The sequence below is a fragment of the Pedococcus sp. P1_H8 genome (genome assembly GCF_056405175.1).
In genome coordinates this window covers 29,506-46,312 of sequence record NZ_JBFUCP010000011.1, presented here as the reverse complement: position 1 = coordinate 46,312, position 16,807 = coordinate 29,506, and the positions used below count along the sequence as shown (strand labels likewise).

Sequence of the window (16,807 nt, the reverse complement as noted above, 5' to 3'; positions counted from 1 at the left end):
CATGACGGCCGTCTCGCGAAGGGTCCTGGACGGTTGCACGGTGGTGACGATGGACCCGTCGCGGGCCGAGCACGCCGTCGGCCACGTGGTCGTCGAGGGTTCACGCATCGTTGCCGTCGGACCGGGCCGCTGGGTCGACGACGGGAGTGCCGCCGATGTGGTCGACGCCACCGGCTGCCTGGCCACGCCCGGCCTCGTCAACACCCACCACCACCTCTACCAGTGGGCCACTCGGGGCCTGGCGGTCGACGCCACGCTGTTCGGCTGGCTGACCGCGCTCTACCCCGTCTGGGGTGGCATCGACGAGGACGTCGTGGGCGCTGCCGCCGCGGCCGGGCTCGGGTGGCTCGCGCGCACGGGCTGCACGACCTCCATGGACCACCACTACGTGTTCCCCCGCTACGGTGGCGACGTCCTGGGTGCCGAGATCGATGCGGCGCGGCGAATCGGCTTGCGGTTCCTCGCGACCCGCGGCTCCATGGACCTAGGCCAGAGTCAGGGTGGGCTGCCGCCCGACCACGTCGTGGAGGACCTCGACACGATCCTCGCCGCGACGGCTGCTGCCGTCGACGCGCACCACGACCCGTCGCCCGACTCGATGCTGCGCATCGGGGTTGCGCCCTGCTCGCCCTTCTCGGTGACTGCTGACCTGCTGCGCGAGTCGGCCTCGCTGGCCCGCGACCGCGGAGTGCGGCTGCACACCCACCTGGCCGAGACGGTCGACGAAGAGCGTTACTGCGCAGAGCATTTCGGGCTGACTCCGTTGGGCTACCTGGAGTCGCTCGGCTGGCTCGGTGACGACGTGTGGCTCGCGCACGGCATCCACTTCGCCGACGACGCGATCGGCGCGCTGGCGGCGTCCGGCACCGGTGTCGCCCACTGCCCCTCGTCCAACGCCCGGCTGGGTGCCGGCATTGCCCGCACCCGTGACCTCCGCGCCGCGGGCGTGCCGGTCGGGCTCGGGGTGGACGGGGCGGCGTCGAACGAGGCGTCCTCGCTCGTCGAGGAGGCGCGGCACGCGCTGCTCTTTGCCCGTGCCCGAGGAGGCCCGGAGGCGCTGGGCGTTCGCGACGCACTGGAGCTCGCCACGATCGGCGGCGCACGGGTGCTCGGCTGGGACGACCAGATCGGCTCCCTGGAGGTCGGCAAGCAGGCCGACATCGCGCTCTGGCGGCTCGACGGCCTGGGCCATGCCGGTGTCGTCGACCCGGTGGCTGCCCTCGTGCTCGGCTCGCAGCCCCCGCTGGAGCTGCTCCTCGTCGGCGGCGATCCCGTCGTGTCGGGCGACCGCCTCGTCACCGCGGACGAGGAATCCCTTGCGGCACAGGCGGTCTCGGCGGGTGAGCGGTTGCTGGCCCGACACCGCGCCTCCGCCGGATATATCTCCGCCACCGGCTGAGACGGCGGCTCCCGCGGTCTTGACGCCTCGGCGGGATGACGCCTACTCTCTCACTAGTTGGAAAAAGACTTCCACAATACGGAAACAAGGAGATTATCGTGACGGACCACGGACTGCGCTACGAGGTGAACTGCTCGATCCTGTTCACCGAGCTGCCGCTCCTCGACCGGCCCGCCGCCGCGAAGGCCGCGGGCTTCGACGCCGTCGAGTTCTGGTGGCCCTGGCCTGACCAGCCGGTGCCCGCGGACCGCGACGTCGACGCCTTCGTCGGTGCCGTCCAGGACGCCGGGGTGCGGTTGGTGGGCCTCAACTTCTTCGCCGGCGACCTGGCAGGTCCCGACTGCGGGGTGCTCTCGATCCCCGATCGCGTGCAGCAGTTCCGCGACAACGTCGATGTCACGGTCGGCATCGGCGAGCGGCTCGAAGTCGCCGCCTTCAACGCCCTCTTCGGCAACCGCGTCGAGGGCGTGTCGGCCCAGGAGCAGGACGAGCTCGGGCGTGAGTCGGTCGCCTTCGCAGCGAAGGCCGCGGACCGCATCGGGGCGACCGTCCTGGTCGAGTCGGTCAGCGGGCCGAAGCCCTACCCGCTGCGCACCGCGGCGGATGCCGTCGCGGTCGTCGACGACGTGCGCGCGACCGGGGCGAGCAATGTCGGCTTCCTGCTCGACCTCTACCACCTGGCTGCCAACGGCGACGACCTCGAGGCCGCCATCGCGGCATACGCCAGTCGCACTGCGCACGTGCAGATCGCGGACGCGCCGGGGCGCGGCGAGCCCGGCTCGGGTGACCTCGACCTGCAGCGCCACCTCGGCGCTCTCGCCGCGAGCGGGTATGCCGGGTGGGTCGGCCTCGAGTACAAGCCCACCACCGCAACCACGCCCGAGAGCTTCGGCTGGCTGCCGCGCGACCGCCGCGGCGCCTGACCCCTGACCCGACCGACAGCCGCTCGACCACCAAGGAGCACGACATGACCACCATTGCCTTCATCGGACTCGGCATCATGGGCAGCCCCATGGCCGTCCACCTGCAGAACGCCGGCCACGACGTCGTCGGCTACAACCTGCACCCCGACAAGACCAAGCCCCTGGTCGACGCGGGCGGCACTGCCGCGACGTCGGTCGCGGACGCGGTCCGTGACGCCCAGGTGGTCGCGGTCATGGTGCCCGACAGCCCCGACGTGCAGGACGTGCTGCTGGGTGAGGACGGTGTCTTCGCCAACGCCAAGGAGGGCACGCTGGTCATCGACTTCTCCAGCATCCGCCCCGATGTGACGGTCGAGCTCGCCAAGGCTGCGCAGGACAAGGGCTTCCGGCTCCTCGACGCCCCGGTCTCCGGTGGCGAGGCCGGCGCCAAGAACGCCGCGCTCTCAATCATGGTCGGCGGCGCGGAGGCTGACTTCGCCGAGGCCAAGCCGCTGCTCGACGCGGTCGGCAAGACCATCGTCCACGTGGGCGGCAATGGCGCGGGGCAGACGGTGAAGGCCGCCAACCAGCTCATCGTGGCCGCCAACATCCAGGCCCTGGCCGAGGCGGTGGTCTTCCTCGAGGCCTACGGCGTCGACCTCGGCCCCGCCCTCGACGTGCTCGGTGGCGGCCTCGCCGGCTCCAAGGTGCTCGACCAGAAGCGCGACAACATGACGAAGAAGTCCTTCGAGCCGGGGTTCCGGATCGACCTGCACCACAAGGACATGGGAATCGTCACGTCGGCGGCACGGGAGGCCGGCGTGGTCGTACCCCTCGGTGCCCTGATTGCCCAGCTGATGGCCTCCGCCCGCGCGAACGGCGACGGCGGCCTCGACCACTCGGGCCTGCTGCGCGGCGTCCAGCGACTCTCCGGTCAGACCCCCTGACCTCCCTCTTCTTCCCTTCCCGCCCTCCCCTTCGAGGTAAACCCGCCGGAGAACACCGGCGCGTTTACATCGAACGGGGGACACAGACCAGGAGCACCACCATGGCACGCATGACAGCGGCCCAAGCGGCCGTCGAGATCCTCAAGAAGGAAGGGGTGACCCACGTCTTCGGCCTGCCCGGAGCGGCGATCAACCCCTTCTACAAGGCGATGAAGACCAACGGCGGCCTGCACCACACCCTGGCCCGCCATGTCGAGGGCGCCTCGCACATGGCCGAGGGCTACACCCGGGCCAAGGCCGGCAACATCGGCGTCTGCGTCGGCACGAGCGGCCCGGCCGGCACCGACATGATCACCGGGCTCTACTCGGCCAGCGCCGACTCGATCCCGATCCTGTGCATCACCGGCCAGGCGCCGGTCGCCAAGCTGCACAAGGAGGACTTCCAGGCCGTCGACATCGCCTCGATCGCCAAGCCGCTGACCAAGATGGCGGTCACCGTCCTGGAGCCGGCCCAGGTGCCGGGCACCTTCCAGCAGGCCTTCCACCTGATGCGCTCAGGACGACCGGGTCCGGTCCTGATCGACCTGCCGATCGACGTCCAGATGGCCGAGATCGAGTTCGATGTGGAGACCTATGAGCCACTGGCGGCCTACAAGCCGGCCGCGACGCGCCCCCAGGTCGAGAAGGCCCTGGACATGCTGGCCGCCAGCGAGCGACCGCTGATCGTCGCGGGTGGCGGCATCATCAACGCCGACGCGGCCGACCTGCTGGTCGAGCTCGCCGAGCTGACCGGTATCCCGGTCATCCCGACGCTGATGGGCTGGGGCACCATCCCCGACGACCACGAGCTGAACGCCGGGATGGTCGGCCTCCAGACCAGCCACCGCTACGGCAACGCCACCATGCTCGAGTCGGACTTCGTCCTGGGCATCGGCAACCGCTGGGCCAACCGCCACACCGGTGACGTCGAGACCTACACCAAGGGGCGGAAGTTCGTGCACGTCGACATCGAGCCGACCCAGATCGGGCGCGTCTTCGCCCCGGACTACGGCATCGTCTCCGACGCCAAGGCGGCCCTGCAGCTGTTCGTCGAGGTGGCCCGCGAGCGTCGCGAGGCCGGGCGTCTCGCCGACCGCTCCGTGTGGGCTCAGTCCTGTCGCGACCGCAAGTCGACCATGTGGCGCAAGACCAACTTCGACGTCACCCCGGTCAAGCCGCAGCGCGTCTACCAGGAGATGAACCGCGCCTTCGGCAAGGACGTCCGCTACGTCTCGACCATCGGCCTGTCCCAGATCCAGGCCGCCCAGCTGCTGCACGTCTACAAGGACCGGCACTGGGTCAACGCGGGGCAGGCGGGACCTCTCGGCTGGACCGTCCCGGCGGCACTCGGTGTCGCCACCGCGGTTCCCGACGAGACCGTGGTCGCCCTGTCCGGTGACTACGACTTCCAGTTCATGATCGAGGAGCTGGCGGTCGGGGCGCAGTTCAACATCCCCTACATCCACGTCCTGGTGAACAACGCCTACCTCGGCCTGATCCGGCAGTCGCAGCGCGGGTTCGACATGGACTACTGCGTCCAGCTGTCCTTCGACAACATCAACAGCCCCGAGGTCGGCAGCTACGGTGTCGACCACGTCAAGGTCGTCGAAGGGCTGGGCTGCAAGGCGATTCGCGTCTTCGACCCCGAGGAGATCCACCCTGCCCTGGAGAAGGCCAAGGCAATGGCGCAGGAGTACCGCGTGCCGGTCGTCGTCGAGGTCATCCTCGAGCGCGTCACCAACGTCTCGATGGGCCTGTCCATCGACAGCGTGACAGAGTTCGAGGAGCTGGCCGCCGGCGGCGCCGACGCCCCGACAGCGCTCTTCGCCAACCTGGACTAGGGCTGTCGATGCCTCGCGTCCTGCTCGCCCCCGACAAGTTCAAGGGCACCCTGACGGCCGCTGAGGTCGCCGCGTACCTCTCGAACGGACTGCGCTCTGTCCTGCCCGACGTCGAGGTGGTCGTCGTCCCCGTCGCCGACGGAGGCGACGGCACCCTCGCCGCTGCGGTGGCGGCCGGGTTCAGGCGGGTGCCCGTGCTGGCCACCGGCCCGACGGGTATGCCGTGCGAGTCGGCCTACGGGGTCCGCGGCACCGAGGCGGTGGTCGAGCTGGCCGAGGTCTCCGGGCTGGCACAGCTGCCCGATCGGCGCGCGGCCCCGCTCTCGGCCACCAGCCGGGGGACCGGCGAGCTGATCGCGGCCGCCCTCGACTGGGGCGCCCGGCGCATCGTCGTGGCCATGGGGGGAAGTGCCTGCACCGACGGCGGGGCCGGGCTGCTCCAGGCGCTCGGTGCCACCATCCAGACCGCCACCGGCGCCGAGGTGGGCCCCGGTGGGGCCGGGCTGCTCGACGCGAGCCGGCTCGACCTGAGCCGGTTGCACCCCGGCCTGGCTGGGGCCGAGCTGGTCGTGGCCTGCGACGTCGATAACCCGCTCACGGGAAGCCGTGGGGCGGCCGCCGTCTACGGCCCGCAGAAGGGTGCGGGTCCTGAGGACGTCGAGCTGCTGGACTCCGCCCTGACCCGTTGGGCCGACCTCGTGGCCCGCGCCACCGGTGCCGACCGACGGAACGAACCGGGTGCCGGAGCCGCAGGCGGGGTCGGCTTCGGGCTGATGGCCGTCCTCGACGCCACCACCCGACCAGGGGCCGAGCTCGTGTTCGAGCTGACCGGCCTGCCGGACGCGGTCGCAGGCGCGGACCTCGTCGTGACCGGCGAGGGCTCGCTCGATGCCCAGACCCTGCACGGCAAGGCGCCGGCTGCCGTGGCCGCGCTGGCCCGCGACAAGGGAGTGCCTGCCGTGGCAGTGGCTGGTCAGGTCACGCTCACTCCTGCCGAGCTGGGAGCGGCAGGGCTGCACACGGCATACGCGTTGGTCGACGAGGGCACGCGGCAGGAGGCGCTGGACGCGCCAGGGCCGCTGCTCGAACGGATCGGTGCGCGCATCGCGCGCGAGCACCTCGGAGGTGGGCGATGAGGTTTGCCAGGGTCGGCCCCGCCGGAGCAGAGCGCCCCGTGGTCGTCGCCGACGACGGCTCGCTCCTCGACCTGTCGACGGTGACGCGCGACATCGACGCCACCTTCCTGGGTCGGTTGGACGCGGTCGAAACCATTGCGCTGCAACGCGTTCCGGATGACGAGGGGCTGCGCTTCGGGCCGCCGTTCGCGCGGCCCGGCAAGGTGGTCGGCATCGGGCTCAACTACCGCGACCATGCCGCCGAGGCCAGAGTGCCTTTGCCCACAGAGCCGGTCGTGTTCCTCAAGGCGCCGACCTCGGTGTGTGGGCCCACCGACAACATCACGATGCTGCCGCAGTCGGTCACCACTGACTACGAGGTGGAGCTCGGGGTCGTCCTCGGGGCGTCGCTCAAGGACGAGCGCGACCACGCCCGAGCGCTCGAGGCCGTCGCCGGCTACGTGCTGGCGCACGACGTGTCCGACCGTGCGCTCCAGCTCGAGCGCGGCGGCACCTGGACCAAGGGCAAGTCGGCCGACACCTTCTGTCCGGTCGGCCCGTGGCTGGTCACGCCAGACGAGCTGGGCGACCCCGGCGACGTCAGGTTGCGACTGTCGGTCAACGACACCCTTCGCCAGGACGGCTCGACCGGCGACATGCTCTTCTCCGTGGCCGAGCTGCTCTGCTACGTCAGCGGTCTCATGACGCTCGAGCCGGGCGACCTCGTCATCACGGGCACACCGGCTGGAGTGGCCATGGGCCAAGCGGAACCCCGTCCCTACCTGCGCCACGGCGACGTCGTGTCCGTGGACGGCGGGGTGCTCGGCAGCCACCGCAGTCGCGTCGTGGACCATGCTCGTTCCGTCACACCTGCAGCGGCGGGCTGAGGCAGGGATTACGGTCATGGCAGGTGCGGTGCAGAGCTCCGGGAAGAGGTCGGGCGTGACAGCAGAGGTGGTCCTTCGGGCCAGGCGTGCGGTGGTCGACGGCGCCGAGGTCGCGGTGGCGCTCTCGATCGCGGACGGACGGGTCGTCGCGATCGACCCTTACGACACCGACGTGCCCGGCGCCCGCATCATCGAGCTGACCGACGACGAGGTGCTGCTTCCCGGTCTCGTGGACGCCCACGTCCACGTCAACGAGCCGGGCCGCACCGACTGGGAGGGATTTGCCAGCGCCACCCGCGCGGCGGCTGCCGGTGGTGTCACGACGATCATCGACATGCCCCTCAACTCCATCCCGCCGACCGTTTCCGTTGCGGCCCTTGAGGTCAAGCAGGCTGTCGCCCGCGACCAGGCCTACGTGGACGTCGGCTTCTGGGGCGGCGCCATCCCGGGCAACCTGCCCGACCTTCGCCCCTTGCACGACGCGGGCGTGTTCGGGTTCAAGTGCTTCCTGCTGCACTCCGGCGTCGACGAGTTCCCCCACCTGTCCGCTGCCGAGCTCCGGGAGGCCTTGGCGGAGACGGCGACCTTCGACGGGCTCGTCATCGTGCACGCCGAGGACGAGCAGACCATCGAGTCGTCCCCCCAGGCGCACGGGCGGGGGTATGCCGGGTTCCTGGGTTCGCGTCCCAAGGAGGCCGAGGAGCGGGCCATCGCCGAGGTCATCGACGCGACCCGCGAGACCGGCGGCCGGGCGCACATCCTGCACCTGTCCGACGCTGACGCGATCCCGTTGATCGCCAAGGCGCAGGCCGAGGGTCTGCGGCTGTCGGTGGAGACCTGCCCGCACTACCTCACCCTCGATGCCGAGGAGATCCCTGACGGCGCAACGCAGTTCAAGTGCTGCCCGCCGATCCGCGAGCACCACAACCGCGACCGGCTCTGGGCCGGGCTCGAGGACGGCGTGATCCGCACCGTGGTGTCGGACCACTCGCCGTGCACCGAGGACCTCAAGCGGTTCGACTCCGGCGACTTCGGCGAGGCCTGGGGCGGGATCGCCGGTCTCCAGCTCGGCCTGCCCGCGGTCTGGACCGAGGCGCGCGAGCGCGGGCACACCCTCGCCGACGTGGTGCGCTGGATGGGGGAGGGGCCGGCCGACCAGGTGGGCCTCACCGACCGCGGGCGGATCGCCGTCGGCGCCACGGCTGACCTCGTCGTCTTCGCGCCCGACGAGTCGTTCACCGTCGACGTCGCCTCCCTGCGACACAAGAACCCCGTGTCGGCGTATGCCGGCCGCACGCTCACCGGGGCGGTGCGCCAGACCTGGCTGCACGGCATACCGGTCGACATCGAGGCCGACCCCCGCGGTCGGCTCCTGACGAGAGGACAGCGATGACCACGCCCCGCTACCCGACCACCCCTTACTACGTCCCTGCCGGGGGGCTGCCGCCGCAGACCCAGCTGACCACGGACCGCGCGGTGTTCACCGAGGCGTACGCCGTCCTGCCGCGGGGGACGATGACCGACATCGTCACGAGCAACCTGCCGTTCTGGGACGCGACTCGGCTCTGGGTCATCGCGCGGCCCCTGTCCGGGTTCGCGGAGACGTTCTCGCAGTACATCGTCGAGGTCTCCCCGGGTGGCGGCTCCGACCGACCCGAGGCGGATCCCGGGGCCGAGGGGGTCCTCTTCGTCGTCGCAGGCGGGCTGACGCTGACCCTGGTTGATCAGGCATCGGGCGACCAGACGCACGAGCTGGCTACTGGCGGCTACGCGTTCATCCCGCCGGGCCAGGAGTGGACGCTGCGCAACCGCGGCGAGGCGACCGCGACGTTCCACTGGATCCGCAAGGCCTACCAGGTCGTCGAGGGGATCGACGTGCCCGAGGCCTTCGTGACGAACGAGGCGGACGTCGAGGGTGGGGAGATGCCCGGCACCGACGGGGTCTGGACCACCCAGCGGTTCGTCGACCCGACCGACGTGCGGCACGACATGCACGTCAACATCGTCAACTTCGAGCCGGGCGGGTCGATCCCGTTCCCCGAGACCCACGTGATGGAGCACGGCCTCTATGTCCTGGAGGGCAAGGCGGTCTACCTGCTCAACAACGACTGGGTCGAGGTGCAGGAGGGCGACTTCATGTGGCTGCGCGCCTTCTGCCCGCAGGCCTGCTATGCCGGTGGGCCGGGTCGGTTCCGCTACCTGCTCTACAAGGACGTCAACCGGCACGCCGTCCTGAGCCGCCAGCTCGTCTAGTGGGCATGATGGTCCTGTGACGGGTGGAGGTGGAGCGTGGCGCAGCCGCGGCGGCAGTCGGGCATCGTCAGCCTGCTGACGCGTGAGGACGCCTACGTCTCCGGGCCGCAGGTGCTCTCCGAGCTGCGTCGGGTGATCGCCTCCGGCGCCGTGCCGCCCGGCAGCCCGATCCCGCTCGACGACGTGGCGGCCTTCTTCGGCGTGAGCCTGATCCCCGTGCGCGAGGCGCTCAAGACGTTGCTCGGTGAAGGGCTGCTCGAGCACCAGCCACGGCTGGGCTACACGGTCACGGCCCTCTCGCAGGCCGAGCTCGACGAGCTCTACGTCGTGCGCGGCGCCCTGGAGGCGGCCGCCCTCGAGGAGGCGGTGCGCCAGTCCCGGCGGGCCGACCACGAGCGCGCCACGGCCATCCACGAGTCGCTCGAGCAGGCGGTGGCCTCCGACGACGCGGCCGCCTTCCAGCGGGCCAGTCGAGAGTTCCACGAGGCGCTGCTGGCCCCGTGTCGCATGCCACGGCTGCTGCACATGCTCGACATCGCCTGGAACCTCACCGAGCCGGTGCAGACCATGATGCGCACCACCGAGGAGGACCGGGCCGGCATGCGCGAGGACCACCGGCTGATGCTCGACGCCTTCGTGGCCCGCGACGCCGAGGCCCTCAAGGCCGTCGCCGAGGCGCACCACGACCGGCTGACCGCCTGCATCGCCCGCATCGGCGAGTGAGCGGCGGTCGGCCGTGGGCGCTCGCCGACGTCGCCGAGACCCGGCTGGATATACCCAGATATACGGTTCAAAGCCTTCTGTCCCAACGGATCCGCTCCTAGCGTTCTCGGCAAGCATCCGCGGTCACGCGGTGGACAAAGGAGTCCGGATGAGCACCACCGAAAAGCCCTTCGAGACCGAGGAAGCGGCCGCTGCGGCCGGGTTCGCGACCCACCACGGGGAGCACGACCACGGCGCCGGCGCCGGTCTGATCAAACCGTCGTACGACGAGCGCCTGACCAACGAGGACCTCGCGCCGCTCAAGGAGCAGACCTGGTCCTGGTACAACATCTTCGCGTTCTGGATGTCCGACGTGCACAGCGTCGGCGGCTACATCACGGCCGGCAGCCTCTTCGCGCTCGGCCTGACGAGCTGGCAGGTGTTCGTCTGCCTCATCGTCGGCATCACCATCGTGCTGTTCTTCTGCAACCTGGTCGCCAAGCCGAGCCAGCGCACGGGTGTCCCGTACCCGGTGATCTGCCGGTCGGTGTTCGGGGTGCTCGGCGCCAACATCCCCGCGATCATCCGTGGGCTGATCGCGGTGGCCTGGTACGGCATCCAGACCTATCTCGCGTCGGCCTCGCTCGACATCCTGCTGGTCCGCATGTGGCCAGGGCTCGAGCCGTACGCCGACGTGAGCCAGCACGGCTTCCTCGGCCTCTCGACGCTCGGCTACGCGACCTTCGCGCTGCTGTGGGTGGCGCAGGCAGCGGTCTTCTGGACCGGAATGAACACGATCCGCAAGTTCATCGACTTCGCGGGACCGGCCGTCTACGTCGTCATGATCGCGCTGTGCGTCTACCTGCTGTCGAAGGCGGGCTGGAGCGTCAACCTCAACCTCTCCGACCACGAGCTGTCCGGTGGCAAGGTCTTCACGACGATGCTCGCCGCCACGGCCCTCGTCGTGTCGTACTTCTCGGGGCCGATGCTCAACTTCGGTGACTTCTCCCGCTACGGCCGCACCTTCGAGGCCGTGAAGAAGGGCAACTTCTGGGGCCTGCCGGTCAACTTCGTCTTCTTCTCGCTGCTGACCGTCCTCACGGCCGCGGCCACCCTGCCGGTCTACGGCAAGCTGATCACCGACCCGGTGTCGACCGTCGGCCACATCGACAACACCTTCGCCCTCGTCCTCGCCGCGCTGACCTTCACCACGGCCACGATCGGGATCAACATCGTCGCCAACTTCGTCTCGCCGGCGTTCGACTTCTCCAACGTCAGCCCACAGAAGATCAGCTGGCGGATGGGCGGCATGATCGCCGCGGTCGGCTCCGTGCTGCTCACGCCGTGGAACCTCTACAACAGCCCCGAGACGATCCACTACACGCTCGACACCCTGGGCGCGTTCATCGGCCCGTTGTTCGGGGTGCTCATCGCGCACTACTACGTCGTGCACAAGCAGCGGGTCTGCGTCGACGACCTGTTCACGCTCGACGAGTCCGGCGCCTACCACTACAAGCGTGGCTACAACCCACCCGCGATCTGGGCCACCGCGATCGCTGCCGCCGGCGCCCTTGCGGCAGTCTTCGTCCCCGGCATCAACCGGTTCGACGACTACTCCTGGTTCATCGGCTGCGGACTCGGCTTCGCGGCATACGCGCTCCTCGCTCCGCGGATGGGTGTCAGCGACAGCCCGCTCGACGCGAAGACGTGCGTGAAGTGACCGTGCACCTCACCGTCGTCAACCCGAACACGACGGCGTCGATGACGGCGCTGATCGAGGCGGAGGCGAGGCGGGTGGCCGGGCCCGACACGGTCGTCACGGCACGCACCCCGTCGATGGGGCCGGCCTCGATCGAGAGCCACTACGACGAGGCGCTCGCGGTGCCGGGCCTGCTCGAGATCATCCGCGAGGACCAGCAGGCCGACGCGTTCGTCCTGGCCTGCTTCGGGGACCCCGGCCTGGATGCCGCCCGGGAGGCGGCGTCCAGGCCGGTGATCGGCATCGCCGAGGCCGCGATGAAGACCGCCTCGCTGCTGGGGCGCAGCTTCTCGGTCGTCACCACCATGAGCCGGACGGTGGGCCGTGCCTGGGACCTCACCCGCACCTACGGCCTGGAGCGCCAGTGCGCCGGCGTGCACGCGTGCGACATCCCCGTCCTCGAGCTGGAGGAGGACCGCGACCGCACGTATGCCGTGATCCTCGCCTTCGCGAAGAACGCCCTGGCCGCGGACGGCTCCGACGCGATCGTGCTCGGGTGCGCCGGGATGGCCGGCCTTCCCGAACTGCTCACCGAGCAGCTCGGGGTGCCGGTCGTCGACGGTGTCGCCGCGGGGACGTTGCTCGCCGAGAGCGTGGTGCGGCTCGGGCTGCGTCCCTCGACGCACGGCGAGCTCGCTCCGCCGCCGCCGAAGGCCTATACCGGGGCGCTGCAGGGCTTCGGCCGTCGCTGAGCCTGCGGTCCGCCCCTCTCGCCCTCCGTCCTGCAACCTGGGCGCCCCCTGGGGTGCTCAGGTTGCAGGGAGGTGAGCACAAAAGTTTCCACATCGCGAAATCCATCTCCCGAAACCCTTGATTCAACAGTTTGTTGAGAAGTATCGTGCTCAGCACCACGACAGGGCCGTCGTTCGGCATGGATAACCGGCGGCCCACTCCTGTCAGCAACCATGCCCGGGCAACGCTGCCTGGTGGATGATGGAAGCCCCACCCCGGGGCGACGGGAGTTGCGCGATGGCTTCAACCACCGGCCACGAGATCACGGTCAACGGCACACCCTGTGCGCTCGACGGCACCGACCCGAGCACCACGGCCCTCGACTGGCTCAGGGCCCAGGGACTGACCGGCGCCAAGGAGGGCTGCGCCGAGGGGGAGTGCGGCGCGTGCTCGATCATGGTGGCCCGCCCGACGGAGCGGTCCGGGACCCAGTGGACCGCCATCAACGCGTGTCTCGTGCCGGCCGCGGCGCTCGACGGCCAGGAGGTCGTCACCTCTGAGGGGCTCGGCCGCCCCGACGCCCTCCACCCGGTGCAGCGTGAGATGGCGGTCCGTGGCGGGTCGCAGTGCGGCTACTGCACGCCCGGCTTCATCTGCAGCATGGCGGCCGAGTACTACCGGGAGGGCCGGTGTGCCAGTGCTGCCGCGACTCCGGACCCGTCGCAGAACGGCCATGAGGCCGCCGTCTCCGCAATGCCCGCGACCGGTCCCACCGCCAACGACCCGGGGACCGCGCCCGACCACGAACACGGGCCCAATGGCTTCGACCTGCACGCCCTATCGGGCAACCTGTGCCGCTGCACCGGCTACCGCCCCATCCGCGACGCCGCCTACGCGCTCGGCGAGCCTGCTGCCAATGACCCGTATGCCGTGCGGCTGGGTGCCGCTCCGCCGGTCGCCGCCGCAACGCGGCTGGTCGGTGGGACGGGGACCTTCGCCCGGCCGGGTGACCTTGCCGAGGCACTGGGGCTGCTGGGCGAGCACCCGGATGCGGTGCTCGTGGCCGGGTCGACCGACTGGGGTGTCGAGGTCAACATTCGCGGCGCACGAACGCCTTTCGCGATCGGCATCGACCGGCTGCCCGAGCTGCGCACCCTCGAGATCGGCGAGGACTCGGTGGAGATCGGGGCCGCCCTGAGTCTGAGCGAGGTCGAGCGCGGGCTCGGCGGCCGGATCCCGTTGCTGCACCAGATGTTTCCGCAGTTCGCCTCCCGGCTGATCCGCAACGGCGCCACCATCGGCGGCAACCTCGGCACCGGGTCGCCCATCGGCGACACCCCGCCGGCCCTGCTGGCGCTCGAGGCCGTGGTCGTCCTGGCCGCGCCGGACGGCGAGCGCGAGGTGCCCCTGGCCGACTACTTCACCGGCTACCGGCAGACGCTCAAGCAGCCGGGCGAGCTGATCCGCGCGGTCCGTATCCCGTTGCCGCTCAGCGAGGTCACGGCCTTCCACAAGATCGCCAAGCGGCGGTTCGACGACATCTCCAGCGTCGCAGTCGGCTTCGCGCTGGACCTCCGCGACGGCGTCGTCGCCAAGGCCCGGATCGGCCTCGGTGGCGTCGCCGCCACCCCGATCCGCGCGCTGGCCACGGAGGCTGCGCTCGAGGGCCGGGCGTGGAGCGCGGACGTGGTCCGTGAGGCGGCTGCGGTGATGCGCGCAGAAGGCACGCCGATGGACGACCACCGTGCCAGCGCGGCATACCGCACGGCGACGCTCGGCACCGCGCTCCTCAAGCTGCACGCCGAGACCGCGACCCAACAGGAGGTCGGAGCATGAGCGCCTTGTCCCAACGTCCAACCAATCCCATTGTCGGGCAAGAGATCCCGCACGAGGCGGCCTCGCTGCACGTCACTGGTGAGGCGCTCTACACCGACGACCTCGCCGTCCGCACGCACGGCATCCTGCACGCCCACCCGGTGCAGGCGCCGCACGCCCACGCCCGCGTCACCCGCCTCGACACGGCACCGGCGCTGGAGGTCCCGGGCGTCGTGCGCGTCCTCACCGCCGATGACGTGCCAGGAGTCAACGATGCGGGGGTCAAGCACGACGAGCCGCTGTTCCCGTCGGAGGTCATGTTCTTCGGTCACGCGGTGTGCTGGGTGCTCGGCGAGACCCTGGAGGCCGCCCGACTGGGGTCGCTCGCCGTCGAGGTCGACTACGAGCCGCTGCCGTCGCTGGTGACCGTCCACGAGGCGATCGAGGCCGGGAGCTTCCAGGGCGGGCAGCCGCACATGGAGCGCGGCGACATCGAGGCCGGGTTCGCCGGAGCCGCACACGTCTACAGCGGCGAGTTCGAGTTCGCGGGGCAGGAGCACTTCTACCTCGAGACGCACTGCTCGATCGCGCTCGTCGACGAGAACGGCCAGATCTTCGTCCAGTGCTCGACACAACACCCGACCGAGACCCAGGACATCGTCGCCCACGTGCTCGGCCTGCCGAGCCATTCCGTCACCGTCCAGTGCCTGCGCATGGGCGGCGGCTTCGGTGGCAAGGAGATGCAACCGCACGGGTATGCCGCGATCGCCGCCCTCGGGTCGACCCTCACCGGCCGGCCGGTGCGGCTGCGCCTCACCCGCACCCAGGACATGACCATGTCCGGGAAGCGGCACGGGTTCCACGCCCAGTGGCGGGTCGCCTTCGACGACACCGGTCGGCTGCAGGCGCTCGACGCCACGCTCACCTCCGACGGTGGCTGGAGCCTCGACCTCTCGGAGCCGGTGCTGGCCCGGGCCCTGTGCCACATCGACAACGCCTACTGGATCCCCAACGTGCGGGTGAACGGCCGGATCGCCAAGACCCACAAGACGTCGCAGACCGCCTTCCGCGGGTTCGGCGGGCCGCAGGGCATGCTCGTCATCGAGGACATCCTCGGCCGGTGCGCGCCCCAGCTGGGCATCGACCCGATCGAGCTGCGGGCACGCAACTTCTACGTCGACGGGCAGTCCACCCCCTACGGTCAGCCGGTCCGCCACCCCGAGCGGGTTGCGACCTGCTGGGACCAGGTGCTCACGTCGGGTGACGTCGCGGCGCGCAAGGCCGACATCGCGGCATACAACGCCTCGCACGAGCACTCGAAGCGCGCCCTGGCGATGACGCCGGTGAAGTTCGGCATCTCGTTCAACTTCACGTCGTTCAACCAGGCGGGTGCCCTCGTCCACGTCTACAAGGACGGATCGGTGCTCATCACCCACGGTGGCACCGAGATGGGCCAGGGCCTGCACACCAAGATGCTGCAGGTCGCCGCCACCTCCCTGGGCGTCCCGCTGTCGACAGTCCGCCTCGCGCCGACGCGCACCGACAAGGTGCCCAACACCTCGGCCACGGCGGCCAGCTCCGGAGCCGACCTCAACGGCGGCGCGGTCAAGGACGCCTGCGAGCAGATCATCGATCGCCTGCGGGACGTGGCTGCGGGGCGCCTCGGCGTGCACCCGGCTGATGTGCTGTTCAGCGACGGGGTGGTGGGCAAGGTCGGTGGTGGTGACACCGTGCCGTGGGCCGATCTCGTCAACCAGGCCTACTTCCAACGGATCCAGCTCTGGGCGGCCGGCTTCTACCGCACGGAGGGACTGCACTGGGACTCGTCGGCCATGCACGGGTCGCCGTTCAAGTACTTCTCCTACGGAGTGGCGGCCAGCGAGGTCGAGGTCGACGAGTTCACCGGCGCCTACCGGCTGCGGCGCGTCGACATCGTGCACGACGTGGGCGACTCGCTCTCGCCGTTGGTCGACATCGGTCAGGTCGAGGGTGCGTTCGTCCAGGGTGCCGGCTGGCTGACGCTGGAGGACCTGCGCTGGGACGAGTCGGATCGGCCGACTCGCGGCCGGCTGGCCACCCAGGCGGCGAGCACCTACAAGCTGCCGAGCTTCTCCGAGATGCCGGAGGTCTTCAACGTGGCGCTGCTCGAACGCGCCCACGAAGACGGGGCCGTCTACGGTTCCAAGGCCGTGGGTGAGCCGCCACTGATGCTCGCGTTCTCGGTGCGCGAGGCACTGCGTGAGGCGGCAGCTGCGTTCGGTCCCGTCGGGACCTCGGTCGACCTCGCCTCGCCGGCGACCCCGGAGGCGGTCTTCTGGGCCGTCCAGGAGGCGAGGGGTGGGGCGGAGCCGCCGCACATGACCGCCATGGTCGAGGGGGCGCCGGGCGTGGTGCCCGACCAGCCCGATGCCGACGCCGCACCCCTGCGGCCGCGCTCCGAGCGAGCCACTGCGCCGGCCAGGGCGGGGACGTGACC

Annotated in this window: 13 protein-coding genes; all 13 read left to right on the top strand. The window is 70.5% G+C overall.

Features of this window, described 5'->3' with window-relative positions; all coding sequences use genetic code 11:
* The first annotated feature begins 1 nt into the window (after position 1).
* Positions 2-1,399 (top strand): 8-oxoguanine deaminase, encoded by a 1,398-nt coding sequence (locus tag AC1DYG_RS16070; protein ID WP_477640952.1) that lies wholly within the window; start codon positions 2-4, stop codon positions 1,397-1,399.
* A 113-nt stretch (positions 1,400-1,512) separates the two neighbouring features.
* Positions 1,513-2,322, top strand: coding sequence for a hydroxypyruvate isomerase family protein (locus AC1DYG_RS16065; protein ID WP_477640951.1), 810 nt, complete (start codon positions 1,513-1,515; stop codon positions 2,320-2,322).
* Positions 2,319-3,248 (top strand): 2-hydroxy-3-oxopropionate reductase, encoded by a 930-nt coding sequence (locus tag AC1DYG_RS16060; protein ID WP_477640950.1) that lies wholly within the window; start codon positions 2,319-2,321, stop codon positions 3,246-3,248. The genes AC1DYG_RS16065 and AC1DYG_RS16060 overlap by 4 nt, the downstream gene beginning before the upstream one ends.
* Positions 3,249-3,349: 101 nt before the next feature.
* Positions 3,350-5,128 carry a glyoxylate carboligase gene (gcl, locus tag AC1DYG_RS16055; protein ID WP_477640874.1) on the top strand — a complete coding sequence of 593 codons (1,779 nt, stop codon included), beginning with the start codon at positions 3,350-3,352 and terminating at the stop codon, positions 5,126-5,128.
* Between the two features lie 8 nt (positions 5,129-5,136).
* Positions 5,137-6,264, top strand: a complete 1,128-nt coding sequence (locus AC1DYG_RS16050; RefSeq protein WP_477640873.1) for a glycerate kinase — start codon at positions 5,137-5,139, stop codon at positions 6,262-6,264.
* Complete coding sequence (locus AC1DYG_RS16045) at positions 6,261-7,130, top strand: fumarylacetoacetate hydrolase family protein (protein WP_477640872.1); 870 nt, start codon at positions 6,261-6,263, stop codon at positions 7,128-7,130. Before AC1DYG_RS16050 ends, AC1DYG_RS16045 begins: the two co-directional genes overlap by 4 nt.
* A 16-nt stretch (positions 7,131-7,146) precedes the next feature.
* Complete coding sequence (gene allB / locus AC1DYG_RS16040; RefSeq protein ID WP_477640871.1) at positions 7,147-8,523, top strand: allantoinase AllB; 1,377 nt, start codon at positions 7,147-7,149, stop codon at positions 8,521-8,523.
* Positions 8,520-9,383: a bifunctional allantoicase/(S)-ureidoglycine aminohydrolase gene (locus AC1DYG_RS16035; RefSeq protein ID WP_477640870.1), complete on the top strand. Its 864-nt coding sequence runs from the start codon at positions 8,520-8,522 to the stop codon at positions 9,381-9,383. Before allB ends, AC1DYG_RS16035 begins: the two co-directional genes overlap by 4 nt.
* A 36-nt stretch (positions 9,384-9,419) precedes the next feature.
* Positions 9,420-10,106 (top strand): GntR family transcriptional regulator, encoded by a 687-nt coding sequence (locus AC1DYG_RS16030; RefSeq protein ID WP_477640869.1) that lies wholly within the window; start codon positions 9,420-9,422, stop codon positions 10,104-10,106.
* A 148-nt stretch (positions 10,107-10,254) separates the two neighbouring features.
* Positions 10,255-11,805, top strand: a complete 1,551-nt coding sequence (locus AC1DYG_RS16025) for an NCS1 family nucleobase:cation symporter-1 (RefSeq protein ID WP_477640868.1) — start codon at positions 10,255-10,257, stop codon at positions 11,803-11,805.
* Positions 11,793-12,536, top strand: a complete 744-nt coding sequence (locus AC1DYG_RS16020) for an aspartate/glutamate racemase family protein (protein WP_477640867.1) — start codon at positions 11,793-11,795, stop codon at positions 12,534-12,536. The genes AC1DYG_RS16025 and AC1DYG_RS16020 overlap by 13 nt, the downstream gene beginning before the upstream one ends.
* Positions 12,537-12,813: 277 nt before the next feature.
* Positions 12,814-14,352: a xanthine dehydrogenase small subunit gene (locus AC1DYG_RS16015; protein WP_477640866.1), complete on the top strand. Its 1,539-nt coding sequence runs from the start codon at positions 12,814-12,816 to the stop codon at positions 14,350-14,352.
* Positions 14,349-16,805 (top strand): xanthine dehydrogenase molybdopterin binding subunit, encoded by a 2,457-nt coding sequence (xdhB, locus tag AC1DYG_RS16010; RefSeq protein ID WP_477640865.1) that lies wholly within the window; start codon positions 14,349-14,351, stop codon positions 16,803-16,805. Before AC1DYG_RS16015 ends, xdhB begins: the two co-directional genes overlap by 4 nt.
* Positions 16,806-16,807 lie beyond the last annotated feature (2 nt).

Excerpts from the sequence above, each read along its gene's own strand:
- AC1DYG_RS16070 (WP_477640952.1), top strand. The coding sequence starts at position 2 with ATGACGGCCGTCTCGCGAAGGGTCCTGGACGGTTGCACGGTGGTGACG.
- gcl (WP_477640874.1), top strand. The coding sequence starts at position 3,350 with ATGGCACGCATGACAGCGGCCCAAGCGGCCGTCGAGATCCTCAAGAAG.
- AC1DYG_RS16050 (WP_477640873.1), top strand. The coding sequence starts at position 5,137 with ATGCCTCGCGTCCTGCTCGCCCCCGACAAGTTCAAGGGCACCCTGACG.
- AC1DYG_RS16045 (WP_477640872.1), top strand. The coding sequence starts at position 6,261 with ATGAGGTTTGCCAGGGTCGGCCCCGCCGGAGCAGAGCGCCCCGTGGTC.
- allB (WP_477640871.1), top strand. The coding sequence starts at position 7,147 with ATGGCAGGTGCGGTGCAGAGCTCCGGGAAGAGGTCGGGCGTGACAGCA.
- AC1DYG_RS16035 (WP_477640870.1), top strand. The coding sequence starts at position 8,520 with ATGACCACGCCCCGCTACCCGACCACCCCTTACTACGTCCCTGCCGGG.
- AC1DYG_RS16025 (WP_477640868.1), top strand. The coding sequence starts at position 10,255 with ATGAGCACCACCGAAAAGCCCTTCGAGACCGAGGAAGCGGCCGCTGCG.
- AC1DYG_RS16015 (WP_477640866.1), top strand. The coding sequence starts at position 12,814 with ATGGCTTCAACCACCGGCCACGAGATCACGGTCAACGGCACACCCTGT.
- xdhB (WP_477640865.1), top strand. The coding sequence starts at position 14,349 with ATGAGCGCCTTGTCCCAACGTCCAACCAATCCCATTGTCGGGCAAGAG.